We start from the raw sequence: 22451 nt of genomic DNA on the forward strand, positions 1-22451 counted from the left end.
TCTCATGAATGCGAACTCACCACGGCGAACGATAGACCGCACGCTTTGCGCCACCGTACGGATCGGCGTAGGCCTCTTTCGGCGCGCCTCGCGGTGGAGCGCCGTTGGCGGCGTTCGGGCGATCAGTCTGATTCGGGGCGCGCATCGGGTCGCCGGCGGCGGGCGCGTTACGTTGCGTTTTGCCCAGTTTGGCGTTGGCGGCCTTGGCGTTCGGCATCTGGCCGAGCACGGTCATGCGTCGTTCGTCGAGCAGGGCCTTGCGTTGAGCGTCGTCGGTGTTGCCTTCCGGATTGTCGCCGAGGCCGTATTCGGGTGGTGCGCCGAGCAGATCCTGTTCGGCGTTGCGGTTTTTCGCGGTGCGTTCGGCGGGCGTCTGCAGACCCTTGCCGTAGGTGATGCGATTGCCCGCGTAGCTGTTGGCCGCCGCGGCAGCCGCGTTCGGCGCAGCGGGCGCGGCGTCGTTCTGTGCGAACGCGAACGCGGGTGTGGCACAGATTGCGACGGCGGCGAACATCCACGCGCGCGCGCGAACGGCTGCGGGTTGGATCGCGAGTTGGATCGGAGCGCTCATGATGTTTTCCTGCAAGAGACGGTCGTTATGTCGTTATCGTGCGCCACGCCGCATGCGCGCAGCCGCCAAAACGCTTGCCCGCGCGGCCACGGCAAAAAGATTCGTAAGGAATCGCAACATAATGGATGCGAACGGAGTCGCATGCTCGCACTTGAATACCTCGGATCGGGCTTCGGAGAATGCTGATGAATAACCTCGCCGATGATGTGCGGATCGCGCGCGCCGCGCAAACCGAAGCAAGGCGCGAAGACGGCCGCGTGATCGATCTGAGTCTCGCGGGAAAGGGCAATTACGAGGCGAAGCGAGGCAAGCTCGTCGAGCTGATCTGGTTCGTGCTCGAAGCGTGCGTCATCAATAACAAGCTGCTGCCGTTCTCGTCGGTGCGGGTCGCGTTGCTGCGTCTATTCGGCGCGAAGATCGGCACGGGGTGCCGGTTCGTGCATCCGTTGCGCGTCAAGGCGCCGTGGAATCTCGAAGTCGGCGACAAGTGCTGGTTCGGCGTCGATGTATGGATCTACAACCAGGCGCTGATTCGCATCGGCTCGAACGTGTGCATTTCGCAGGGGACGTTCCTCACCGCTGGCTCGCATGAAATGAGCACGACGATGGATCTGTGTGTCGCGCCGATCGTCATCGAGGACGGTGTGTGGATCACGTCGAAGTGCGTCGTGCAGATGGGCGTGACGATCGGCCGCTCGGCGGTGGTGACGCCGCTGTCGGTCGTGCATCGCTCACTGGAAGCCGGGGGCGTGTATGGCGGCAATCCGTGCCGCTTTTTGCGGAAGCGTTTTGCTTCTGATACCTGAGTCACAGACAGAGAACCACAGCGTGTCTACGCTGCGGAGGCCAAAGTCATGATCGCGCGTGGCCGGCGCTCGCGGTGCAGAGTCGGCGTGCTTGCGCTGACGCTCGCGCGGCGCCGGTCCACGGTCCGGTCATGACGTGTGCGTGTGGTGGACACCCGGCAGCGGCTGGCCGGGCGGAATGATCGCGGCGCACATCATGATATGCATGACGAAGTTGGGGAGCAGCGGATGTTCATCGATACTCGAACGGTTGAACAGAACACGGTCATAGAGACGACGATCTGCATCATCGGGGGCGGGGTGGCGGGCATTACGCTCGCGCGGGAACTGTCGCGCGCGGGGGTGGACGCATGCCTGCTCGAGAGCGGCGGCTTCCGGCCCGATGACGAAACCCGCGACCTCTATCGCGGTGAAAACGTGGGATTGCCTTATACGTTCGCGGACGGCTCGCGCAGCCGCTTTTTCGGCGGCAGCAGCAATTGCTGGGGCGGCTGGTGCCGTCCGCTCGATCCATGGGATTTCGACAGGCGCGACTGGGTCGCGCACAGCGGCTGGCCGTTCGGTCTGGACGAACTCGCGCCGTATTACGCGCGCACCCACGAACTGCTCAAGCTCGGCCCGCAGAATTTCGATCCCGCGTACTGGGAGCGTGAGATCGGCCGCCACGACGTGCGGCGCGTGCCGCTCGGCACCGGCGACCTGTGCGATACGGTCGCGCAGTTCAGCCCGCCCGTGCGCTTCGGCAAGACGTACCGGGACGAACTGGCGCGCTCGAAGCGCGTGCGCGTGTTCCTTCACGCGAACGTGCTCAACATCGATGCCGACGCGCAGGGCACGACGATCACGCGCGTGCGCGCCGGCACGATCAGCGGCCGCAGGATCGCGGTGCAGGCGAAAATTTTCGTGCTCGCGACGGGCGGCATCGAGAATGCGCGGCTGCTGCTCGCCTCGAACGACGTGCAGGCCGCGGGGCTCGGCAATGCGCATGATCTGGTGGGGCGCTACTTCATGGATCATCCGCGCATGATGTCGGGCAAGGTGCGCTTTCGTCCAGGCCATGCGCGCAACAAGCTCTACGACGCCAAGTATCACTACCAGAACGTGGCGGTGTCCGCGCATGGCACGAAGATCTCGTCGCAATTCGCGCCGAAGGAAGACTGGCTGGTGCGCGAGAAGCTGCTCAATTCGCGCGTCTGGCTCTACTCGAAATGGTATGGAGAAGGCAGCGCCGGTTCCGAGGCGCTGATTCATTGCAAGGAAGCGCTGCTCCATAAAGACCAGCCCGGCCGCAGCCTGAAGACCGATCTCGCGACGATGGTCGCGCATCCGGCGCAGACCGTCGGCTATGGTTTGACGCGGCTCCTGCAGTGGCCGGTGCTGATTACCGATGTGACCTTGCAGGCGATCGTCGAAGCGGTGCCCGATCCCGATAGCCGCGTGACGTTGTCGCCCGACAAGCGCGATCGCCTGGGCATGCCGCGCGTGAGTGTGGACTGGCGCCTCGGCGAACAGGTGAAGCGCACGTTCGACAAGACCTTCCGGCTGCTCGCGCAGGAGTTGCAGATGGCCAATGTCGCCGACGTCGAACTCGACGCGCCGCTCGAAGGCAGGCCGTGGCCCGCCAAACTCGAGGGTACGTGGCATCACATGGGCACGACGCGCATGCACGACTCGCCGCGCGAGGGCGTGGTCGATAGCGACTGCAAGGTGCACGGCATCAGCAATCTGTACGTGGGCGGCAGTTCGGTGTTTCCGACGGTCGGCGCGAATTTCCCGACCATCACGATCGCGGCGCTCGCGCTGCGTCTCGCGGGGCATCTGGTGCGGCAGCTCGACATGCCGGATATCGTCGGCAGAACGCGGGTCGAGGCGGCGAACAGCGAGGTGACGCCGATGCAGGGGGTGTCGCAGATCGAGACGCTGCCGATCGCGGCTTCCACGTTGACGCCTATGATCAAGGAGCAGGGTGGGCGGTGAGGCGAGCGCGTCGCGGCGTTGCCGGGCGCGACGCTGCGTGTGGTGTGTTGCGCTGGGAGTCGTAAGCCATGAGCCATGACCCGAGACTCATGCAGCCAGCGCCGTTCGCCTTGCGCAAAACTCAGCGGCTCTGCTGCGCGGCCTCTTGCAGCGTCGCGAGCGAGTGTTCCCGCACGCTATCCACGTGTCCCTGTGTTTCGAGCAGGGCGCTCAACGCGTTGACCATCGCGTCGATGCGAAAACGCGCATCGAACGTGCGAACCGCCTGCGCGCGCATCGCGCTGCGTGCGGCGGGGGCCATTTCGAGCCAGCGTAGCAGATTCTGTTCGGTGCCGTCGACGGTGTCGGCTGCGACGAGACCGGCGCCATCCGCTTCGATTTCGCGCCAGACGTTGACCTTGTCGGAGATCAGTGCGGGCAGTCCGCAACCGAGCGCCTCGGCGACCGCCACGCCGAAATTCTCCTGATGCGACGGCAGGACGAAGACGTCGCTCGCATGAAACGCGCCCCACTTGAGGTCGCCCTGCAACATGCCGGGCAGGCTGAGGCGCTGCGCGATGCCGGCCGCCTGCGCCTGGGCGCGCAACGTCGCGACCCAGCCGGTTTCGTCGGGACCCGCTATCACGAGATGCAGCGCGGGATCGTGCGCGGCCACTCGCGCAAACGCGTCGATCAGCAGATCGCAGCCCTTCTTCGCATGGATGCGGCCGAGAAACAGCACGATGCGTTTGCCGCGCAGGCTCGGCACCGCTTGCAGGAACGCTTCGCGCGCGGGTTGCGGATCGAGCGCGGGCACCGTGGTGCCGAACGGCACGATCCGCTCGTTCGCGCGATACAGCCAGAACGAGCGGCGCGCGCGCGTGCGTTCCTCTTCGGTCGTGAAGATCACCGCGCGCGCATCGCGCAGCACGCGATATTCGGCCCACGGCCAGTACAGCCACTTCTTCGCATGCTTGAGCGGATACGCGTCCCTGAACCACGGGTCGAGCATGCCGTGCACGTACACGTAGTACGGCACATCGCTGTCGTGCAGCGCGCGCCATGCGGCGAAGCCGTGGTATTGCCAGAGGCCGTGCACGATCACCGCGTCGAAACGCTTCGCATTGGCGGCGAGCCACGGCGCGAAACGCTTGCAGTAACCATAGCGGCCGCGTGCTGGGCCGAGTGCGTGGACCGGCAGCGGAAAGCTCGCGAGAAAGCCGTCGACGGGCGCGTCGCAGGTCGCCACTTCGATGTCGTGTCCGGCGTCCCGCATCGCCATGCCGCTGCGGCGCACGCCTTCGACCGGGCCACCGCCGCGTGGATCGGCGCTGGGGAGCAGGTGCAGGATTTTCATCGTGCGTTGTCAGGTCCGTTGGAGCGTTGCGCGGGTGAGCGGCGCGGCGCGAGCGCGCCGAACTGGCTCGCGCCGGCCGGCCGCGGCGCGGTGGGCGTGCTGCCATGCGCGGAAGTGTGTGCCGCGCTGCGCGCGATGGTGCTTGAGAGGCCGAGCGTCGAGGCGAGGTCGGCGCGGCCGCTGCCGGGCTCGATGCGGCTCGGCAAGTCGGGTATCGCGAAGGGCGGCGCGGGCTGCGCCGCGTGTGGCGTGAGCGGCGCGCGCGGCCGGCGCGGGAAGCGCCTCGCGCGCGCGGTGGGCAACGCGCGTTGCAGGCGTGCGTGCGTCGCGATCATCAGACCGAGTGCGATGCCGAAGACGAGTCCCGAGAAACGCGGCCCTAGCGGATTGCCGCCGATCGAGGTGGCCGGCAGCGCGGCGAACAGCATGATCGCGCGGCCGAGCACCGGCAGCAGCGGCGCATCGGGCACGACCGCGCGCCAGTAGCGATACGACAGGCAGCAGATCCCGAGCGCGACGAGCGTGGCGAGCGGCAGCGCGATGCCGAACACGAGGCCGCCCGCGAACAGCTGATAGACCCAGAAGTTGTGCCCCGCGGCCCATTCGTTGATCGCATAGAAGTCTTTCTTGCTGAACTGGCCGGCGAGGTCCGGCAGATAGGCGGGCGAGTAGCGATAGTAGTGACCATAGCCCGCGCCGAACAGCAGCGTGCCCGCGTCGGCGGTGACCTGGTCGTACTGGTCGCGCATTTCGGCAAGACGCGTGATCGTGGTCGGGTCTTTGCCCGAGGCGGTTTCTTCCGAGGCGAAGATGCGCTGCGTCCAGTGTTCCGCGACGCTCGGAAAGCTCAGCGCGGCGATACCGGCCATGCCCGCGAGCAACGCGCCGATCACGAAGCTGCGCGCGAGCGCGCGCCACGCATGGCGCATGGTCGGCGCGCTCAACGCCATCGCGAGCAGGAACAGCAGCACCGTGCCGACCAGCAGGCTGCGCGTCACGCTCAGCAAGGAGACGACGATGGTCGCCCCGAACACCATGATCGTCGAAAAGGAATAGCGCCGCGCGACGACGAATTCGTGCAGCAGCACGGCTTGCAGACCGAGCAGCGTCACCGAGATGATCCGGTAGCGCACGTCTTCGAGACCGCCGCCCGTCGCCATGCCGTAGCCGAAGGTGAACACGAGGCTGATGACGTTGGCGACGTACAGCGCCTTTTCGAACTGCGTGATTCTGTATTCGCTCCACGGGCGGCACGCGACGAGGTAGCCGAGCATGAACAGCACGAACGGCAACAGCGTGCGCAGATAGTTGCCGACGTCGTTGCCCTGAATCAGTTGGGTGACGATGCTGCCGAATATGCACAGCATGATGCTGAGGGTGACGAGCGAGCGCAGCCGCGCGCGCTCGTGAAAGCGCGGCGCGATCAGGAGCAGCGCCAGGCCCGCGGCGATCGCGGGCAGGACGAGTATGAACTGCGCGAAATGCCCGGTGTTCGCGTCCGTCGCCTTATAGTCGACGGCAAGCGGGAGCAGAAAAATCCATATCCAGGGCGTCGCATACTGGTGGCGCATTTGCCGATACCTCCCGTGCCTTCATCGCGCCGTTGGTCTGTAGCGGACGGTCACGTACTGCCCCATTTTGCGAGCGATATCCGGGGCTGTTGGTTGGCTCGACCGCATTCGTCGCCGATTGCCTGGGTTCTGGCGACCGTGGCAAGGGCACTGTCTGCAAGACGCGCGCACACTTGAGCAGGTTGTCTGCCAATGCCTTGAAGTTGGCGCGCACGCAAGCGTGCCGCCAACCAGTATGCAAAAAAGCCCATAGGTCCGAGGCGGCCGCGACAGGTGAAGGGAGAACAACATGAGATGGTTTCGCGGGGCGGGACCCGCAAAGAAAACCGAACGGTCGATCGAACTGGACTTCGTGCGCGGCATCGCGATCATCGCCGTGATGGGCTATCACTTTCATGCTGTTCATACCGGCAACCCCCTGATTCATATCATCGAATACCCGCTGAAGAATTTCGGCCGGGAAGGCGTGAACCTGTTCTTTACGCTGAGCGGCTTCCTCGTGGGCGGGCTGCTGTTGCGGCAGTACGCGGAAACGGGGCACGTCGACGCGAAGCGCTTCATCATCCGGCGGATTTTCCGCATCTGGCCCGCGTATTACGTGCTGATCGCGTTTCATGTGGTGGCGGGCCGCCACCCGCTGAGCACGTTCCTCGTTCAGAACCTGACTCATCTGCAGAACTACCTGGGCACCTCGATCACGCAGACCTGGAGCCTTGCGGTCGAAGAGCACTTCTATCTCGTGCTGCCCGCGCTGCTGCTGCTGTTTGCGCGCTGGCGCCTGCGCGCGTGGACGATCGTCGGCGTGCTCACGGGCGTGTGCGTGGTGGTGCTGATCGCGCGCTGCTTCGCGGTCGCGGACGGCCGGATCGAAGCGTCGTTCGCGTACACGCAGTACCGGCTCGACAGCCTGCTGTACGGCGTGATTCTTGCCGTGATCTACTGGATGAAGCCGGGCGTCTATCAGCAGATCGCAAAGCGCAAATGGCTGTTGATCGGCGCGATCGCGATACTGTGCGCGTGGCTCGTGTTCGCGATCAGCAACGTGGCGCTCGATCAGAGCATCGGCTACACGATCCAGGCCATCGGTTTTGCCGCCTTGATCGTGTTCCTCCTCGAGTATTCCGGCTCGCTGCGCACGACCTGGCTCTATCGCGGCGTCGCGTGGATCGGCCTCTATTCGTACGGTATCTACCTGTGGCATTCGCTTGCGCTCGCCCCCGGCGACATCGTGATTCGCAAGGCCACTGCGCTCGGTTTGCCGCCGAGCGCGATCTGGGTCATTGCGTTGACCGCGCAGTTCGTGATCGCGATCGGCATCGGCTATGTGACGACGCGCGCGATCGAAAAGCCGTTCCTGATGATGCGCAACGCGCTGTTCCCGGAAAAGCGCAACAGTTCCCTGCGCGAAGAGGTATCGGCCGCGGCAGGCGGGCAGTTGTCCTGAGCGTTTTCAGGACCCGCTCGCAAGTCCGTCATTGGCGTGAGCAGGCCCTAAACCATCTGCTGCATCAACGTTTCCTTGAACTGCCCGAGCGTGTGCCGCGACAGCAGTTCGTCGCGCGCGGCTGGAACGGTGTCGGGCGCGTGCGGCCATGAAGTCATCGCCTCGCTGATCGCCTTGCCGATCGACGCCGTGCTCAGATCGCCCAGAATCGGCCCGAGCGCGCAGCGCCGGCTGAACCAGCCGATCAGGCCGTCTTCGGTTGCGATCACGGGCTTGCCGAACCGGTAGGCCTGCACGAGCACGCCGCTCATGCCGTAATGCCCCTTGTAGCCGAGCCATACCGCGTCGCAGGCCGAGAACAGATCGCGCTCGACCTCGTTCGAAATGAACGAGTCGAGCACGAGCGGCGCGGGCGCGAGGCTGCGCACATGATTGCGCATGAAGTGACGCGTCCCTGCATCCTGCTCGCCGGCGACGATCAACGCCGGCGCATGTTCGAGGCGCGTGAGCGCATGCACGAGTTCGTAGATGCCCTTGCGCTCCGTGATCGCGCCATACACGAGCAGATAGCGTTGATGCGGATCGAGCCCGAGCCGTTCGCGCGCGAGCCGCGGATCTTCGGCGTGCTCGTCGGGAAACGGATCGGCGAGATAGGTCACGTTCGCGCTGCGTCTGGACGTGTGCTGCGCGGCCCATTCCGGCAAGGTCGGATCGATCGTCAGCAGCGTGCGCAGACCGGCGCTGCGAATCGCGCGCCTGAACAGCAGCGCCTTGATGCCGTTGACGAGCGGCCGGTCGGGCGCCTTGATGCCGACCTGATGATGATGGAACGTCGCGCGCATCGTGATGCCGATCCACGGCGTAGCGCCGAACGGCGAGCCGAGAAACGGCAGTGCGTAAAAGAAGTAGTCGACGTACGGCACGATCACGAGGCGAATCGCCTGCGAGCGGCGCACGATCGAATACGCGCGTTTGAAGTAGCGATGAAAGCGTGCGTACTGGTTCGAGTTGCCGATGTGTTTGCGCCGCGGCTCTTTGGGATCGACGAACGCGATCTGCTGATCCGGCAGGTTCGCGGCGCGGATCTGCCGTGCGAGCCGGTGATCCTCGTTCGCGCATTCGGTCACGAACAGGCACGGATAGCCCGCTTGCGCGCAGGCCTGCATGCTCCACTCGACATACCGCCAGCGATGGCCGGTGAGATTGGGCTCTACGATCAGGACGTAGTCTTGTTCCATCGCGTCGGTCGCACCTCGGCGTGCGGTGTGGACAAGGGGGAGCGCGGCGGGAGGCGCCCTGATGCGGGGCGGCCTGGCGGCGCTGAATAATCCGGATAGCGAACGTTAGCATTGCCAGGCGCGCGGCAGCCGGCAATTTGACCCGCTTTGTGGGGCAGCGTACGGGCGCTCCGGGGCTTCGGCTGAACTGGCCTAGCTGATGGCGGTTGTTGCCGATTCTCTCGCGGTAAGGTCGTACATGGAGTGCGGTCGAATACCTCGCCAGCTTGCTGGTGCAACCCGATTAATTATGCGCCGGCGGCGTGTGCAGCGGTTCTTTAAATCGCTGCGCGTGGCCGCTTCGACGGCGTGCCGATCCGACGGAGATTCAGCTTGCGGGCGATCAGGCTTCCGGCGTTCTCGATAACGGGCAGCTTCGGCGCGAGTGCGGCGACGTGGGTGCTCCTGCAGCAGTTCGCCGTGCGCGGGCTCGTCGCCATCAAGTTTCTTGCGATCGGCCGCATGCTGGGGCCGGCGGCGATCGGCAGCGTGAGCGTGGCGCTGCTCGCGGTCGCGATCGCCGAGGCGCTCTCCGACACCGGTCTCGCGCAGGCCGTGATTCAGGGCGAACATGCGCCCTCGCGCCCGCAGCTCGGCGCGCTATGGACCACGCTGACTTCGCGCGGCGTGCTCATTTCGCTGCTGCTCGTCGCGCTCGCACCGTTGCTCAGCAGTCAATTCCATCTCGACGGTTCGCTCGTGCTGATCCAGCTCGCGGCGCTTTTGCCGCTGCTGCGCGGTCTCGCTTCACCCGCCTATTACGTCGTGCAGCGCGAGCGGCGTTTCCAGCATATTGCGGGCGTCGAAGTGGCGTCGTCGTTCGTCGATTGCACGGTGGGGCTCGTGCTCGCCTATGCCGGTGTCGGCGCGGCCTCGGTGCTGCTCGGTCTCGTCGCGGCCGAAAGCCTGAAGAGCGCGCTCACGTGGATCACGATGAAGCCGCGTCCGCCGCTGCGCCTCGTCTGGTCCGGCATCGGCCACTATGTCGGCTTCAGCCGCTGGATCTGGGCCAGCAGCGTCATCAATCTGCTGCTCAACCAGTTCGACAAGGTCGTGGTCGGCAAGCTGCTCGGGCCCGCGCAACTGGGCAGCTACCAGATGTCGTCGCGCCTTGCGCAGATGCTGCTCGCCGATGCCGCGATCGCGATGTCGCAATACCTCTTTCCGACCTTCGCCGCGCATCATCGCCGCAGCCCGCGCGCGGCTTCGCGCATGATCCGGATTTATCTGCTGCTGATCGGCGTCGGGCTCGCGGTGTTCGTCGAGGTGCTGAGGCTCGTCGCCGAGCCGATGTTCTCGTTGATTCTCGGTCCCGCATGGCTGCCCGCGGTGCCGCTCTTCAGGATTCTCGTCATCAACATGGCGATCGGCGCGCTGATCGCGGTGCTCGTCGCGTATCTGCGCGCGGTGGGCGATGCGAAGGCGACCGTGCATGCCTCGGCGATTCAGGTCGTCGTGCTGCTCGTGAGCGTACCGCTTGCCGTGCACTGGTGGGGCGTGACGGGCATCGCGTGGTCGATGACGCTCGGGCTCGGCTGCGCCGCCACGTGGATGCTGTTCAGGACCTTGACTGCAAGGACGCCATGATGCGGGTTCTTCATCTGGTCCTCGCGCCGCGTTTGTCGGGGGCCGAAGTGCTGGCGAAGGATCTCGCGCTCGATCAGTGTGCCGAGGGCATCACGGTCGGCGTTGCCTCACTGTTGCCCGCGCATGCCGATTTCCAACCGCTCCAGGAAGAGTTGCAAAGCCACGGCGTGCCATGCTGGTTTCCGCGGCGGCGGCATCGCGCGGCGCGCAAGCTGTGGAATCTGTTCGTCACCGTGCGGCGCTTTCAGCCGAACGTGATTTTCGCGCATGCCACCATTCCGTCGTTTTACGCGCGCTCGCTGCCATTGCGTGTGCCGGTCGTCTATGTGATGCATTCGGCGACCAACGACTTCGAGCGGCCTTTGTTCCGGCGCATCGAACATATCCTGTCGGGACGCGCGCGTGTCGTGATCGGCGTTTCGCAGCAAGGCGTGACCGACTACGCGCGGGCCATTGGTCCGCATCCGTCGATGACGGTCGTGCCCAACGGCGTCGACCTCGCGCGCTTCGCGTTCTCCGATGGCGCGCAGCGCAGCGGCGCAGCGCCGCAGGTCGCGCAGATCGGCCGCTATACGGCGGTGAAAAACCAGTTGATGACGGTACGCGCGTTTCGCGAGGTGCTGCGTCAGGTGAGCGACGCGCGTCTCGTGCTGTATGGCGTCGTCGAAGATCCTGACTATCAGCGCGAAGTCATCGCGCTGGCGAAGGAGCTGGGTATCGCCGAGCGCGTCGAGGTGGCCGGTCCGCGCACCGACGTCGCGACGGTGCTCTCGGAGTCGAACGTGTTCGTGATGCCGTCGCGCAGCGAGGCGCATAGCGTGGCGTTCCTCGAGGCGCTGGCCTCGGGCGTGCCGATCGTCGCGAGCAGGATTCCGGCGTTTGCGTTCGCGAGCGGCTTTCCGGGTGTTCAGTTGGTCGATACCGACGACGTGCAATGTTATGCCGATGCGGTTCTCGTCGCGCTGGGGCAGGCGCGCGCGCAGCGCTCGCTGGCGGGGATGACGCTCGGGGATACGGCGGCGCGTTACCGGGCGATTGCGCGGCAGGTGAGTCTCGCGATTGCGTCGCATTAGGGCGGCGCGACGCGGCCCCGCACGCGCTGCATAGTCGTCCTTAGTGATGACTGAGCAGATCGCGCGTGTCGTACGGCGGTGAGGGCGGCGCGTCGGCTGGCGGCGCGATCTGCAATTCGGTTTCGTGCGTCGCGAGCGTGACGAGACGCCGTGCTTCCTTGCTGCTCGAATCGATCTGCAACGCTTCGCCCGCGTTGCGCGATGCACAATCCCAATGCCCGACATATCCGCAGCCGCGCGCGAGGCTCAGCAGCGCGTCGCGCTGTTGTTCGAGCGTGCTCACTTCGGAGCGCATGCGCCGCGCTTCGCGATTGTCCGGTTGCGCGGAGATCGCCGCGGCGAGGCGAGCTTTCGTCGCCGACAGATTGTTCTGCCGGAGATTGACGCGCGCGGCTTTGACGTGCCGCGACGCGTCGGCGCGGAGTCTGTCGGCTGGACTGGCGGGCGCGTGCTGCGTGTCGGCGGATGCCAGCGTAGTGCGGCGCTGGGTGGGGGCGGTCGACGAAGTGGTCGGCGAAGCGCTTGGAGAGGTGCTCGATGAAGCGCGCGGCGAGGTACTCGACAAGGTGCTTGATGAAAGACGCGATGAGGCGCGCGGAGAGTCGTTCGGCAAGGCGCTTGATAAAGCGCGCGAGGAAGCGGGCAATGAAGTGGTCGATGAAGCGCGCGGCGAAGCACTCGGCAAGGAGCTTGATGACACAGGCGATGAGGCGCGTGGAGAGTCGTTCGGCAAGGCGCTTGATAAACCGCGCGAAGAAGCGGGCAATGAAGTGGTCGATGAAGCGCGCGGCGAAGCACTCGGCAAGGAGCTTGATGACGCAGGCGATGAGACGCGTGGAGAATCGTTCAGCAAGGTGCTTGATGAAGCGGTCGACAATGCGTGCAATGAAGTGATCGATGAGGCGCGCGGAGAAGCACCAGGCAAGGAGCTTAACGAAAACGGCAATGAAGCGAGCGGAGAATCGCTCGATAAAGTGCTTGATAGGATGCTCAATGAAGCGCTTGATGAACCGCCCAATGAAGCGGTAGAGAAAGCTCGCGGCGAAGCGCTCAATGGGATGCTCGGTGAAACACCCGACGATGCGCCTGGCGATGCCCCCGGCGAACCACCCGACGGCATCGCCGTTGCGGCGGCGGCCACCGCGGCCACCGCACTCCCCGCATGCGGCGTGGCGGCCTTCGTCCGGGCGGGTACGGGCCGCGATTGGGCAACCACGGCGGGCGGCTGTTGCGCGACGAGCGGCGCAGGTTTCTGAATTGCGGCAACGGCAGGCGCCGCGTTCTGCATGCGCACCTTGCCGGACACCGCGACCGGCGTGCCCGCGCCCGCCTCGTAGCGATGGATGAAGCCCAGATACACGGCGCCGATTGCCGCCAGCACCGCGGCACCGAGCGCGAGCAGCCGTCTCAGCCGTCGATAGGCGCCCGGCACGACCGTGGCCTCCTCGACCACGTCATAACGGCTCAGGCGCGTGTGCACCAACGCGCGCGAAGGCTGGCGCGCCGGCAGCGGCATGGCGCGCATCGGTTGAAGCTGGTTGCGCGACGCGACGAGCGCCGTGGGACGCGGCTCTTGCATGCCGGACGTGTCGATGGGCAACGCATGACACGCGGGACACGGCGAAAAGCGCCCGCGCAGCGGCACGCCGCAGTATCCACATCGGCGCAGGAACGGCTGGTCGAAGCTCGTGTCGCGAGGCATGGCCGGATCGCTCCGCTGGCGCTGAAAGGTCAGCGCCGTCATCAGAAAGAACAACGCGCCGCAACGAACCTGCAGGCGGCGCAGACGGGACTACTGGACGACGTAACCGCGCGCCTGCATGCACGCGCCGTAGGCGGCCCAATATCGCGTCATCGGCGGTTCGGGCGCGGGCAGCGGCGGCAGTTTCACGCCGGATGCCGCATTGGCCTGCAGCGAAGCGGCTGCCCCATCCGACGCCCCGGCGCCCGCGCTCGCAGGCGCGGCGGCCGTGGCGCTCGGCGATGGGCTCGCAGAGGTGCTTGCCGCCGGGCCTGCCGATGCGCCTGCGGCGTTGCTAGCGGCAGTGGTGCCGGCCGTAGCCTCGTTCACGCTTTTTGCCGACGACGCGCCTGTGGGCGCAGCCGCCGTCGTTGTGGGCTCGGAGAGTGCACCCGTCTCCGCCGGCTCGCTCGCGCTCCACGGCAGCGGCGTGGCCGAGAAACTGCTGGGCGGCAGCGGCGGCTTGGACGGCATGCCGGTCGACGAGGTTGGCGTGGCAGGTGGTTCGCGCGGCGGAATCTGCGACTCGCGCTTGATGTCGACCTTGGTCAGCCGGTTCGCCTCCGCATAGCACATCGCGGTATCGATGCTGCGCTGATAGGGGCTTTGACTTCGGATCGGATAGGTGAGCGGTTGCCATGCGAACGCGGCACTGCTCGTCACCATCAGTGTCAGTACGGTATATGTTTTAAGTTCCATCGCAGTCACTCCCGCAGCGATGTTTCGCGTTCTTATCGGCAATAGCGCTTCGCGCAGTGATCTCGCAGTGGTCTATTGGCTTCTGGCGCCGCCGAGGACCGCGGCGCGCTGTTGCGAAGGCTGCTTTTCCGAGCGTAACACCGGGCATGGCCGACGCGATGTTAAGGATAGCGCGCGAAAACGCCAACCTGCAGTCCAATCAGGACACGGCCGCGTGGCGCGGGACGGGAGCTTTGCGAAAACCCGGTGGAATCCCTGGGCGTTGTAACCAGCCGTCAGGAGACGATGATGAAGAAACTGCGGGATTGCGCGGGAACCTTGTTCGTGGCGGCAGCGGTTGTTACGTTGTCGCTGGCTGTGCCCGCCGCGGGAAGGGCCAGCGAAGAGCGCGACGACATGAAAGCCGAGGCGGCGGGCGAGCGCGCGAATTTCGCCCAGGCGTTCTGTCAGGTATCGCCGGAGCGTATCGACGCCTATAAGGAAAAGCTCAGAAAGACGCTGCGCGAGGCCACCGACTTCGAGCAGCGCTGGCAGACCGGCTGGCGGCGCGCGGAGAACAACAACAGCCGCATGAACGGACTGCGCGAGCGCGATCCCGATGAGTTCAAGGCGCGGGTCAAGGTGAATTGCGAGCGGCTCAAGTGGCTGGCCGAGAATTCGTTGCGGGCGCCTGCGCGCAAGTGAGCGGGTTCAGCCATTCGGCGAGGGTATTTCACCAAGGTTTGCCCATGCCGACGAGGGCGCGGGCGGTGACCGTGGCCGTCGGCCACGGTCACCGCTTCGTTAGAACGCGTGATTGATGCCGACCATCAGCATGCGCGGATTCTTGCCCGGACCCGCAATGGTCCCGGACGCGCTGGCCGTGTTGATCGTAAATGCGGCGTTCTTCTGGTTGAAGATCTGCGTGAATCCCGTGTACAGGAAGGTGGTCTTGCTCAGCGGATAGTTATATCGGATCGACCAGGCCTGCGCGTTCGAGTCGGGGCGGGCGTGTCCCTGTTCGGCGCCATATGACAGCATCACGGACGTGAGCCCGATCGGTGTGACCGATAGTACTTCGAAGAAATTCATCGACTGACTCGTTGCGGCAGGAAGCTGGTCGCGCCGGATGTAATACACGCCCGATAGTTTCGTGATGCCGAAATCGTAGGACAGCCCGAATACGGCGTATTTGTCCGTATTGGATGGCGCCGTCTGACTCGCCATGTAGGTGGCGGCAGCAGAGAACTGGCCGATGGAGTAATTGAGCGCAATGTTCCTGATGTTGCCGGCCGGGACTCCACCCGTCGTCGTACTGCCTGCCGGGGACATCGCATAGAGGGCGCCGAGCGTGAAGCCGTCGATCGTCGGCGATACGTAGCGTATCGAGTTGTTCGCGCGCAGAACGTTTGCGTCGCGGAAGTAACTCGACGCATTGCCCCAGGCCAGGCCATCCGTGTAGTTCGCGAGGAGCGTGTGCAGCACGGTGTAGTGGCGGCCAAAGGAAAGCTGTCCGAGGCTGTCGGAATGGAATCCGATCCAGGCCTGGCGCCCAAAAAGCAGACCGCCGTAGCCGAGCGTGCCGTTGTTGACGGCAAACCCGCTCTCGAGCGTGAAGATGACCGAGAGTCCTCCGCCAAGATCTTCCGTGCCCTTGAAGCCGAAGCGTGATCCGTTGATGACGCCGCTATCCATTTTTACGGCGTTACCCGATCCGACGTTCGAGTATTCAATCGCCGTATCGATAATCCCATACAGGGTGACGCTCGATTGCGCGCACGCATTCGTAACCATACCCGCGCCTGCGCAAAGAATGCACAGGCCCGTCAGTGTCTTCTTCATTGACGACGTCTCCTACCAGATTGGTTTGTATTGGCGGCGACGGTGGAGCGTGACGCTCCCCGCTGCTCGATTGGATTCCCCTGATTCGGGGTTCAGAGGTCAGGGTCTTGCTTGAGGATTGGCCGGCGCGCGTGTTCGTGCGCCGGAATTAGCGGGTGGGGTGTTGCTCAGGAGGCTGTACCTTCGACCGATGCAAGTACCCGGCCGTCTGGATTTGCCTATTGGTTGCCTGGTCGGTTTCCCGATCGGGTTCCCAGTCTTCGAGCGTCTTGCGCGCCTGCGCATACGGCTTGAGACCGGACCAGATCAACAGCGCGCCAGAGCCGGTTGCAAGGCTTGCAACCCAAACGATGGAGTAGCGCACGGCCATGTCGTCGCGGAACACGTAGTCCGTGAGCAGTGCCACGGCGGTGGGGCCAAGACCCAGGCCAATCAGCGTCACGACGAACAGATAGATGGCGGAGGTCTGTCCACGCATGGAGTTCGGCATGATTTCCTGAATCGCCGCGGCCGCGACGCCGTTCGGCATGGCGGCGACAAAGACGTAGACGAACATGAGGACCCACACGACGGTCATGTCGTCGATCAGGTAGACGACGCTGCAAAGCCCGGTGAGTACGGCCCCGAAGAGAGCGACGCGCATGTTCGAATCGCGGTATCCGCGCCGCGCCAGATAGTCGGCAAGGCGCCCGCCGGACACGACTCCGAGTGAGCCTGCGACCATTGATATGCTCCCGACGTACAGTCCGACTTCGCCAGGCGTCATGCCATGATCTCTGACGAAGAACGTCGGGGTCCAGGCGCCGACGCCATAACTCGCAAAGACGAGACAGGCAAAGCCGAGGTTATGCGAAAGCACGGCCTTGCGAATGCTGACGATGTAGCGGCCCACGTCTTTGAGGGGCACGGCCACGCCTGCGCCAGCGCCCTTGCGCGCGGGCTCCTTGATAGCGAGAAGAAGCAGGCAGAACGAGATGCCCAGAGCGCCGAGCACGAGGAAAATCAGTTGCCACGGCTTGATCAGGCCGAACAGCGGCAGGACGACGTCGCCTCGTGCATTCGCCCACGTGATGATTCCGCCCCCCAGCAGGTAGGCCATGCCGACACCGATGTACACCCCCATTCCATAGACGCTGATGGCCGTTGCCCGCTTCTCGGGCGGGAAGCTGTCTGCCAGGATCGAATAGGCCGCGGGCGACAGTGTCGCTTCACCGGCACCCGTGCCGACACGCATCAGCAGGAACTGCCAGTAGACCTTGACCACGCCGCAGCCGGCAGTCATCAGGCTCCAGAAGAGCACGCCATAGAAAATCAGGCCGCGCCGGCTGCGGGTATCGACGATTCGTCCCAGCGGAATACCGGCAAGCGCATAGAAGACGGCAAAGGACAGGCCCATCAGCAGGCTCATCTGCGTGTCGGTCAGCACCATGTCGCGCCGAACCGGCGCCACCAGCAGATTCAATATCTGCCGGTCCACGAAGGACAACACATAGGCAAACAGGAGAATGACCACGGTCAGCCAGGCACGCCGGGACGTGGGATAAGCATTGTGGTCAATCATAAGGACTCCTCCATCTCCCGGGCCGGCGCGCGGGGCGCCGCAATGGAGCTCGCGGCGAGCGCGAGAAACTGCTTATGGTTCATGTTTTGTCTCCTTGTTATTGGATGTCATTGCAACGGCGTTCAACCGAAGCCGTAGAGCCGCCCCGGGTTGTCGGCCAGGATGCGGCGGCGGTCCTGCTCACGTGGCACGCAGTCCAGAAAGAAGCTCAACAGCGCGCGATCATCAGGATTGAAGCCGGCCGGCGGGAAGGGATGCGGCCAGTTGGTAGCCCAGAGCAACTGCTGCGGGGCGTGCGCCACCAGCGCGCCGACCAGAGCCGCGACGTCATCGAAGGCGCGAGTTCCGCTCAGCCGGGTCGATGATTCATAGGGGGCCGACAGCTTGACCCAGCACCGGCCGGTGTCGAGCAGCCGCAGCAGCGCCGTGAAGGCCGGATCGTCCACCTTGGGCGGCGGCAGGAATTTGCCCACGTGGTCGATCACGAAATCGCCGGGCAGCGTTGTGAGCAGTCCTGCGCATTCGGTGAGAACGTGCCCGTCGAGCTGGATGTTCGCGTGCCAGCCGTGCGCATGCAGGCGCGGCATCAAGGGGGCCAGTGCGTCCAGGCCCAATGCGCCCCAGCGCAGCGCGTAGAAGCGCTGGCCGCGCACGCCGGCAAGGGTCATCGCTTCGATCTGCGCATCGCTCGTGTCCGCCGATGTCACGGCCACGCCGCGCGCATTCGCACCGAGTTCCGCCAGGGCCGCCAGCATCACGCTGTTATCGAACTGGTACGCGTTGGGCTGAACCACGACGACACGCTGCAATCCGAGGCGATGTTGCAGGGCGCGGTAGTCCGCCACCGTGTAGCAACCCGGCAAGGGCGGTCCGCCAGGCGCCGAGGGGACGCGCGGGTCGTAGAAGTGCATGTGGGTGTCGCATGCGCCCGGGGGGAGTGTCCAGTTCATGCGCCCGGACCCTTGCGCGCCGGCGTTCGCCCAGGCAGGGGCGCGGGGTTGGCGAAGGCTTCCTCGTGCACGAAGGCGCCCCCTTGGTAGGGCGCGCCGCGTGGATCTTCGCTGGGTGCGGCCGCGATGACGTCCGCCGCGAAGGCCTCGCTGTCGTCCAGCGGCCGGTAGCCCAGGCGGTAGGCATTGCGGTTGTCGTACCAACTGCGACGGTTGCCCGAGACGCCATACACGACCTCGAAGCGGATGTCCGGATGTTCCACCCCGATCGTGACCAGTTGCGCCATGTCGCGAGGACTGAGCCAGATAGCCAGCCGGCGTTCATCCAGCGGGCGTGCATTGACGTTGCCGATGCGCAGACACAGAACCTCCATGCCGTATTTGTCGGCGTACAGGCGGCCCAGCAATTCGCCGAACGCCTTGGATACGCCGTAGCGGCTGTCCGGCCGCAGCGCGGCCTCGTGATCGATGGTGCGCGTGCGTTCGTAGAAGCCCACCGCATGATTGCTCGAGGCGAACAGGAAGCGCCGCACGCCCGCGCGATGCGCCGCTTCGAAGGCGTTGTAACCGCCGTCGATGTTGGACGGCAACACCTCCTCCCAAGGCCCTTCCATGGACAGGCCGCCCAGGTGAAGCACCGCGTCAGCGCCACGCATCGCACGCTCGAGCGCTGGCAGGTCTTCGAGGGCCGCCGGAACGAATTCCTCATGCGGCGCCAGGTCGGACACCGGCCGCAGATCACACAAGCGCAACTGGTAGCGGCCCGCCAGTTCCCGGCGCAGGTGCGTGGCTATCCCTCCCGCGGCGCCCGTGATGAACAGGGTCTTGCGCGTCATGCCGAGGCCTCCAGCATGGCCTGTGCAGCCGCGCGTGCCGCTTCGGCCCGGGCGCGCACCAGTTGCGTCATCCGGCCGGCCAGCGCTCGCTGGCTGTCCGCCCGTGGACCTAGCGTGTCGAGCCACGCCCGCGGCAGCGCGCGGGCGCCGCCCAGTGCGCCTGCCACGGCGCCCGCCATGGAGGCGATCGTGTCCGCATCGCGGCCGAAATTGGCGCCGTATTCCACGGCCTTTTGCGCGTCCCCACCGGCCAGCCACACGAGGGCGAGCGCGAGGGGAACGGTCTCGCGTGAATCGGTGAAGTGCCGCCGGGCGTCGACGGCTTCGCGATAGTAGCGGGCCCGGAAGTCCTCATACCCTGTGCTCTCGCGAGCCATTGCCAGCGTTGCTTGCAGCGCCATCCGCATGACCTTTGCGCTGCGCTCGGGGAGAAACTCCGACGCGGCCCGCAGGACCGACTCGACGTCGGCGCCCGGCGCGAACGCCTGCGCGACGGCCGCGGCCATCGCGCAGGCGCCGTCGCGGCAGAAGTTGTGATGGACCAGACCGGCGACCTCGAAGGTCTCGAGCGCGGCCTGGCGCGGATTGCCCGCATTCACGATGCCCATCGGCGAGATGCACATGGCCGAGCTGCTGCTCGCCATGTTGCCCGCACCCGCGTCACGGGGCGGCACCGGTTCGCCGCTGAGCTTCCAGAACGTCGCGACCACGGGGGCGAAGAACAGCTTGCTGTCCACAAAAGTCTGAGTGTGCCGAAGCCAGTCCTCGGCCCAGGCATCGGCCGTGGCATGGCCGCCGGTGCGCTCGAGTGTCTCGCAGAGAATGTGCTTGAGGATGGAGTCGTCCGTTCCGTCGCCGGAGAAGGTCTGGACCCAGCCGAAGCGTTGCTGGATCTCGTCGTGCGAGAGCTTTTCCGTGGGAGTGCCCATGGCGTCGCCGATGACGCCGCCGAGCAGGCATCCGAGGACTTTGTCGAAGAGAGGGGAGTCGGAGTTCATATCGTGCTGTTCCATTGAGGAAAGTCAGTCTGGAGCCGTTGTTATCGACAGCCGCTGCGCGGCCGGGATGTCGAAGCCCGCGCGGGCGAGCGAGTCCTCGAGTTCATGGCGCGCCTGCGCGGCGAGAGGGCTGAGCGGCGGGCGAACCTGCCGCCAGTCCTCGTCGCCCGACTTCCATGCGATCGCTGCCTTCATCGCCGCAATCAGGGGATAGGCCTGGAAGATGGCGCGTGTGCGATCGAGCGCCGCCTGCTGCGCGTCGGCGTCGTCGGCGCGCCAGTCGCGATACAGCCGCAGGATGGCGGTCGGGTTGACGTTCGCGGTGGCCGTGATGCAGCCAGTGCCGCCGGCGCGCATGGTTTGCAGCAGGTAGGTCTCCGATCCGGCGAAAACGTCGAAGCCTCGCGGCTGGAATTCGCGGATCATGGCCTCGGTGTGCGCCCAGTCGCCACCGCTGTCCTTGACGCCTGCGATGACACCCGGAAAGGCGTCCAGCAAGCGCTCGATGAGAGCCAGGCTCAGCGGGACCTGTGTCACGGGCGGGATGTGATAGAGGTAGATGCGCAGGCGCGCGTCGTCCACCTGCTCGATGATGCGCGCGAAGTATGAGAAGAGCCCCTCGTCGCCCGTTCCTTTGTAGTAGAACGGCGGCAGCATCAGGACTCCTGCGCAACCGGCGGCGAGCGCGTGGCGCGTGAGTTCGACGGCGTCTGGCCACGCGCAGGCACCTGTGCCCGGCATCATGAGGTGCGTGGGCAGTTGCTGCGCCACCAGCGCGTCGAGCAGTTCGCGCTTCTCGCGCACCGTCAGCGAATTCGCCTCCGAATTGGTGCCGAACACGGCCAGGCCGACACCCTGGTCCAGCAGCCAGCGGCAATGGCGCACGAAGCGCTCGCGGCTCGGCTCGCCCGTGCGGCCGAAGGGCGTGAGCACCGGCGACAGCACGCCTTGCAGGCGAGGTGCGTTCATGACAGCGTGTTCCACTGGCCGTACTTCGCGACCTGGCCGTCGTCGAAATCGAAGCCGAGGCCGGGCTCGGGGTGCAGCACCACCTGACCTTCACGCAGACTCAGCTGGCGGTCCAGCAGCCGCCGGAAGTTCAGGACCTGGTCGTCCGGGAAGAACTCCACGTAGCGCGCGTTCGGGGTGGCGGCCGCGAGTGGGGCATGCAGATCATGGAACCAGTGGGGGCACATCTGCACGCCGTAGCTGGCGGCCGTTGCCGCGATGCGCCGCCATTCGGTGATGCCGCCGCACACGGCCGCGTCGGTCTGGAGAATCGCGGCCGCGCCCTGATCCAGCAACTGTTTGTGATACCAGCGCCCATAGCCGATCTCGGCGGTGGCGATGGGGACGCGGGTCAACCGGGCGAGCCTCGCATGACTCTCGATGTCATCCGGACCAAAGGGCTCTTCAATGAAGTAGGGGTGAAACGGCTCGATACGGCGCATGTACTCCATGGCCTGCACGGTATCCACCCAGCCGTTGTTGCAGTCGAGCATGAGCTCCACATCGGAGCCGATGGCCTCGCGGGCCGCCTGCACGCGCTGCTCCTCGCCCTGGGGCGACCAGCGGCCCGTCTTCATCTTCACGGCCCGAAAGCCCATCTCGACATAGCGGGCCATCTCGTCGGCCACGCCTTGCGCCGTCTTGCCTTCCAGGTAGTAGCCGCCGCTGGCGTAGGCCGGAACGGCCTCCGCGTGCATGCCGCCGAGGTATTTGTGCAGCGGCAGGCCGGCCGTGCGCGCGTTCAGGTCCCACAGCGCCGTGTCGAGCGCGCTGAGGGCCCGCATCACGGTGCCCATGCGCCCCTGCAGCAGGGCCTCCTGGTACATGGACTGCCACAGCCCCTCGACCAGCAGCGAGTCCTTGCCGATCAGGACCGGCCCAAGCAATTCCTCCACGGCCACGCTGAACAACCGGCCCGCGGCGCTGCCGACGTAGCAGAAACCGACGCCCTGGGCGCCGTCGGTGGAGCGCACGCGCACGAGGCCGTAATGGCGGGTGTGGACCGTGCGGTTGGAGAAGGAGGTCACGGTGTCCAGCGGGACGGCGACATGACAAAACTGGATGCTCTGGATCTTGGCCACGAAAAGGATCTCCTGATTGACGTACGCATCCTACGGCGCGTGACACATAGGAACAATCGACTTTAAACTGCATAAGAAGATGGCAAAATCATCTTTTCGATGGAGCTTGTCCG

Annotated in this window: 20 protein-coding genes; 7 read left to right on the plus strand and 13 right to left on the minus strand. The window is 65.4% G+C overall.

Annotation, left to right across the window (positions count from 1 at the left end; all coding sequences use genetic code 11):
* Positions 1-16: 16 nt before the first annotated feature.
* Complete coding sequence (locus B9Z01_RS14145; RefSeq protein WP_085483992.1) at positions 17-571, minus strand: hypothetical protein; 555 nt, start codon at positions 569-571, stop codon at positions 17-19.
* A 185-nt stretch (positions 572-756) separates the two neighbouring features.
* Between B9Z01_RS14145 and B9Z01_RS14150 the strand changes: the two genes are divergently transcribed.
* Together B9Z01_RS14150 and B9Z01_RS14155 are read left to right on the plus strand one after the other, a co-directional pair.
* Positions 757-1377 carry an LbetaH domain-containing protein gene (locus tag B9Z01_RS14150; protein ID WP_085484749.1) on the plus strand — a complete coding sequence of 207 codons (621 nt, stop codon included), beginning with the start codon at positions 757-759 and terminating at the stop codon, positions 1375-1377.
* A 228-nt stretch (positions 1378-1605) separates the two neighbouring features.
* On the plus strand, positions 1606-3354 hold the full coding sequence (locus tag B9Z01_RS14155) for an FAD-dependent oxidoreductase (RefSeq protein ID WP_085483994.1): 1749 nt from the start codon (positions 1606-1608) through the stop codon (positions 3352-3354).
* Positions 3355-3475: 121 nt separating this feature from the next.
* On the opposite strand, the gene B9Z01_RS14160 is transcribed toward B9Z01_RS14155, so the two are convergent.
* Together B9Z01_RS14160 and B9Z01_RS14165 are read right to left on the minus strand one after the other, a co-directional pair.
* The gene (locus tag B9Z01_RS14160) at positions 3476-4690 is read right to left on the minus strand and encodes a glycosyltransferase (RefSeq protein WP_085483996.1); all 1215 of its coding nucleotides are present in this window, start codon (positions 4688-4690) and stop codon (positions 3476-3478) included.
* The gene (locus tag B9Z01_RS14165; protein ID WP_085483998.1) at positions 4687-6261 is read right to left on the minus strand and encodes a hypothetical protein; all 1575 of its coding nucleotides are present in this window, start codon (positions 6259-6261) and stop codon (positions 4687-4689) included. Before B9Z01_RS14165 ends, B9Z01_RS14160 begins: the two co-directional genes overlap by 4 nt.
* 289 nt (positions 6262-6550) lie before the next feature.
* Between B9Z01_RS14165 and B9Z01_RS14170 the strand changes: the two genes are divergently transcribed.
* Positions 6551-7705 (plus strand): acyltransferase family protein, encoded by a 1155-nt coding sequence (locus tag B9Z01_RS14170; protein WP_085484000.1) that lies wholly within the window; start codon positions 6551-6553, stop codon positions 7703-7705.
* 47 nt (positions 7706-7752) lie between these two features.
* Here the strand turns inward: B9Z01_RS14170 and B9Z01_RS14175 are convergent, their stop codons facing one another.
* Positions 7753-8943: a glycosyltransferase gene (locus B9Z01_RS14175; RefSeq protein ID WP_085484002.1), complete on the minus strand. Its 1191-nt coding sequence runs from the start codon at positions 8941-8943 to the stop codon at positions 7753-7755.
* A 372-nt stretch (positions 8944-9315) separates the two neighbouring features.
* Here B9Z01_RS14175 and B9Z01_RS14180 point away from each other — a divergent pair, with 372 nt between their 5' ends.
* Both B9Z01_RS14180 and B9Z01_RS14185 read left to right on the plus strand, forming a co-directional pair.
* Complete coding sequence (locus B9Z01_RS14180; protein WP_085484004.1) at positions 9316-10569, plus strand: oligosaccharide flippase family protein; 1254 nt, start codon at positions 9316-9318, stop codon at positions 10567-10569.
* Positions 10569-11642 carry a glycosyltransferase gene (locus tag B9Z01_RS14185; RefSeq protein WP_085484006.1) on the plus strand — a complete coding sequence of 358 codons (1074 nt, stop codon included), beginning with the start codon at positions 10569-10571 and terminating at the stop codon, positions 11640-11642. The genes B9Z01_RS14180 and B9Z01_RS14185 overlap by 1 nt, the downstream gene beginning before the upstream one ends.
* Positions 11643-11682: 40 nt before the next feature.
* Here B9Z01_RS14185 and B9Z01_RS14190 read toward each other — a convergent pair whose 3' ends face one another.
* Positions 11683-11937, minus strand: coding sequence for a hypothetical protein (locus B9Z01_RS14190; protein WP_085484008.1), 255 nt, complete (start codon positions 11935-11937; stop codon positions 11683-11685).
* On the opposite strand from B9Z01_RS14190, the gene B9Z01_RS14195 reads away from it, so the two are divergent.
* Positions 11936-12898, plus strand: coding sequence for a hypothetical protein (locus B9Z01_RS14195; protein WP_167387485.1), 963 nt, complete (start codon positions 11936-11938; stop codon positions 12896-12898). The two genes, B9Z01_RS14190 and B9Z01_RS14195, sit on opposite strands and share 2 nt — an antisense overlap.
* A gap of 536 nt (positions 12899-13434) precedes the next feature.
* Here the strand turns inward: B9Z01_RS14195 and B9Z01_RS14200 are convergent.
* A complete protein-coding gene (locus B9Z01_RS14200) occupies positions 13435-14082 on the minus strand; it encodes a hypothetical protein (protein ID WP_085484012.1) in 648 nt (215 codons plus the stop codon).
* Between the two features lie 288 nt (positions 14083-14370).
* Here B9Z01_RS14200 and B9Z01_RS14205 point away from each other — a divergent pair, with 288 nt between their 5' ends.
* Positions 14371-14766, plus strand: coding sequence for a hypothetical protein (locus B9Z01_RS14205; RefSeq protein WP_085484013.1), 396 nt, complete (start codon positions 14371-14373; stop codon positions 14764-14766).
* Positions 14767-14865: 99 nt separating this feature from the next.
* Here B9Z01_RS14205 and B9Z01_RS14210 read toward each other — a convergent pair whose 3' ends face one another.
* The 7 genes from B9Z01_RS14210 to B9Z01_RS14240 all read right to left on the minus strand — a co-directional run bounded on the left by B9Z01_RS14210 (position 14866) and on the right by B9Z01_RS14240 (position 22338).
* Positions 14866-15903 (minus strand): porin, encoded by a 1038-nt coding sequence (locus tag B9Z01_RS14210; protein WP_085484015.1) that lies wholly within the window; start codon positions 15901-15903, stop codon positions 14866-14868.
* Positions 15904-16051: 148 nt separating this feature from the next.
* Positions 16052-17464, minus strand: coding sequence for a spinster family MFS transporter (locus tag B9Z01_RS14215; protein ID WP_085484017.1), 1413 nt, complete (start codon positions 17462-17464; stop codon positions 16052-16054).
* 122 nt (positions 17465-17586) lie between these two features.
* A complete protein-coding gene (locus B9Z01_RS14220; RefSeq protein ID WP_085484019.1) occupies positions 17587-18414 on the minus strand; it encodes an amidohydrolase family protein in 828 nt (275 codons plus the stop codon).
* Positions 18411-19250 carry an NAD-dependent epimerase/dehydratase family protein gene (locus B9Z01_RS14225; RefSeq protein WP_085484021.1) on the minus strand — a complete coding sequence of 280 codons (840 nt, stop codon included), beginning with the start codon at positions 19248-19250 and terminating at the stop codon, positions 18411-18413. The genes B9Z01_RS14220 and B9Z01_RS14225 overlap by 4 nt, the downstream gene beginning before the upstream one ends.
* Positions 19247-20248 carry an ADP-ribosylglycohydrolase family protein gene (locus B9Z01_RS14230; RefSeq protein WP_167387487.1) on the minus strand — a complete coding sequence of 334 codons (1002 nt, stop codon included), beginning with the start codon at positions 20246-20248 and terminating at the stop codon, positions 19247-19249. Before B9Z01_RS14230 ends, B9Z01_RS14225 begins: the two co-directional genes overlap by 4 nt.
* A 24-nt stretch (positions 20249-20272) precedes the next feature.
* Positions 20273-21217, minus strand: a complete 945-nt coding sequence (locus B9Z01_RS14235) for a dihydrodipicolinate synthase family protein (RefSeq protein WP_085484025.1) — start codon at positions 21215-21217, stop codon at positions 20273-20275.
* Entirely contained in the window at positions 21214-22338 is a 1125-nt protein-coding gene (locus tag B9Z01_RS14240; protein WP_085484027.1) for a mandelate racemase/muconate lactonizing enzyme family protein, read from the minus strand. Before B9Z01_RS14240 ends, B9Z01_RS14235 begins: the two co-directional genes overlap by 4 nt.
* Positions 22339-22451: the final 113 nt, after the last annotated feature.

The organism is Paraburkholderia susongensis, from assembly GCF_900177725.1.
In the GTDB taxonomy this organism is placed as follows: domain Bacteria; phylum Pseudomonadota; class Gammaproteobacteria; order Burkholderiales; family Burkholderiaceae; genus Paraburkholderia; species Paraburkholderia susongensis.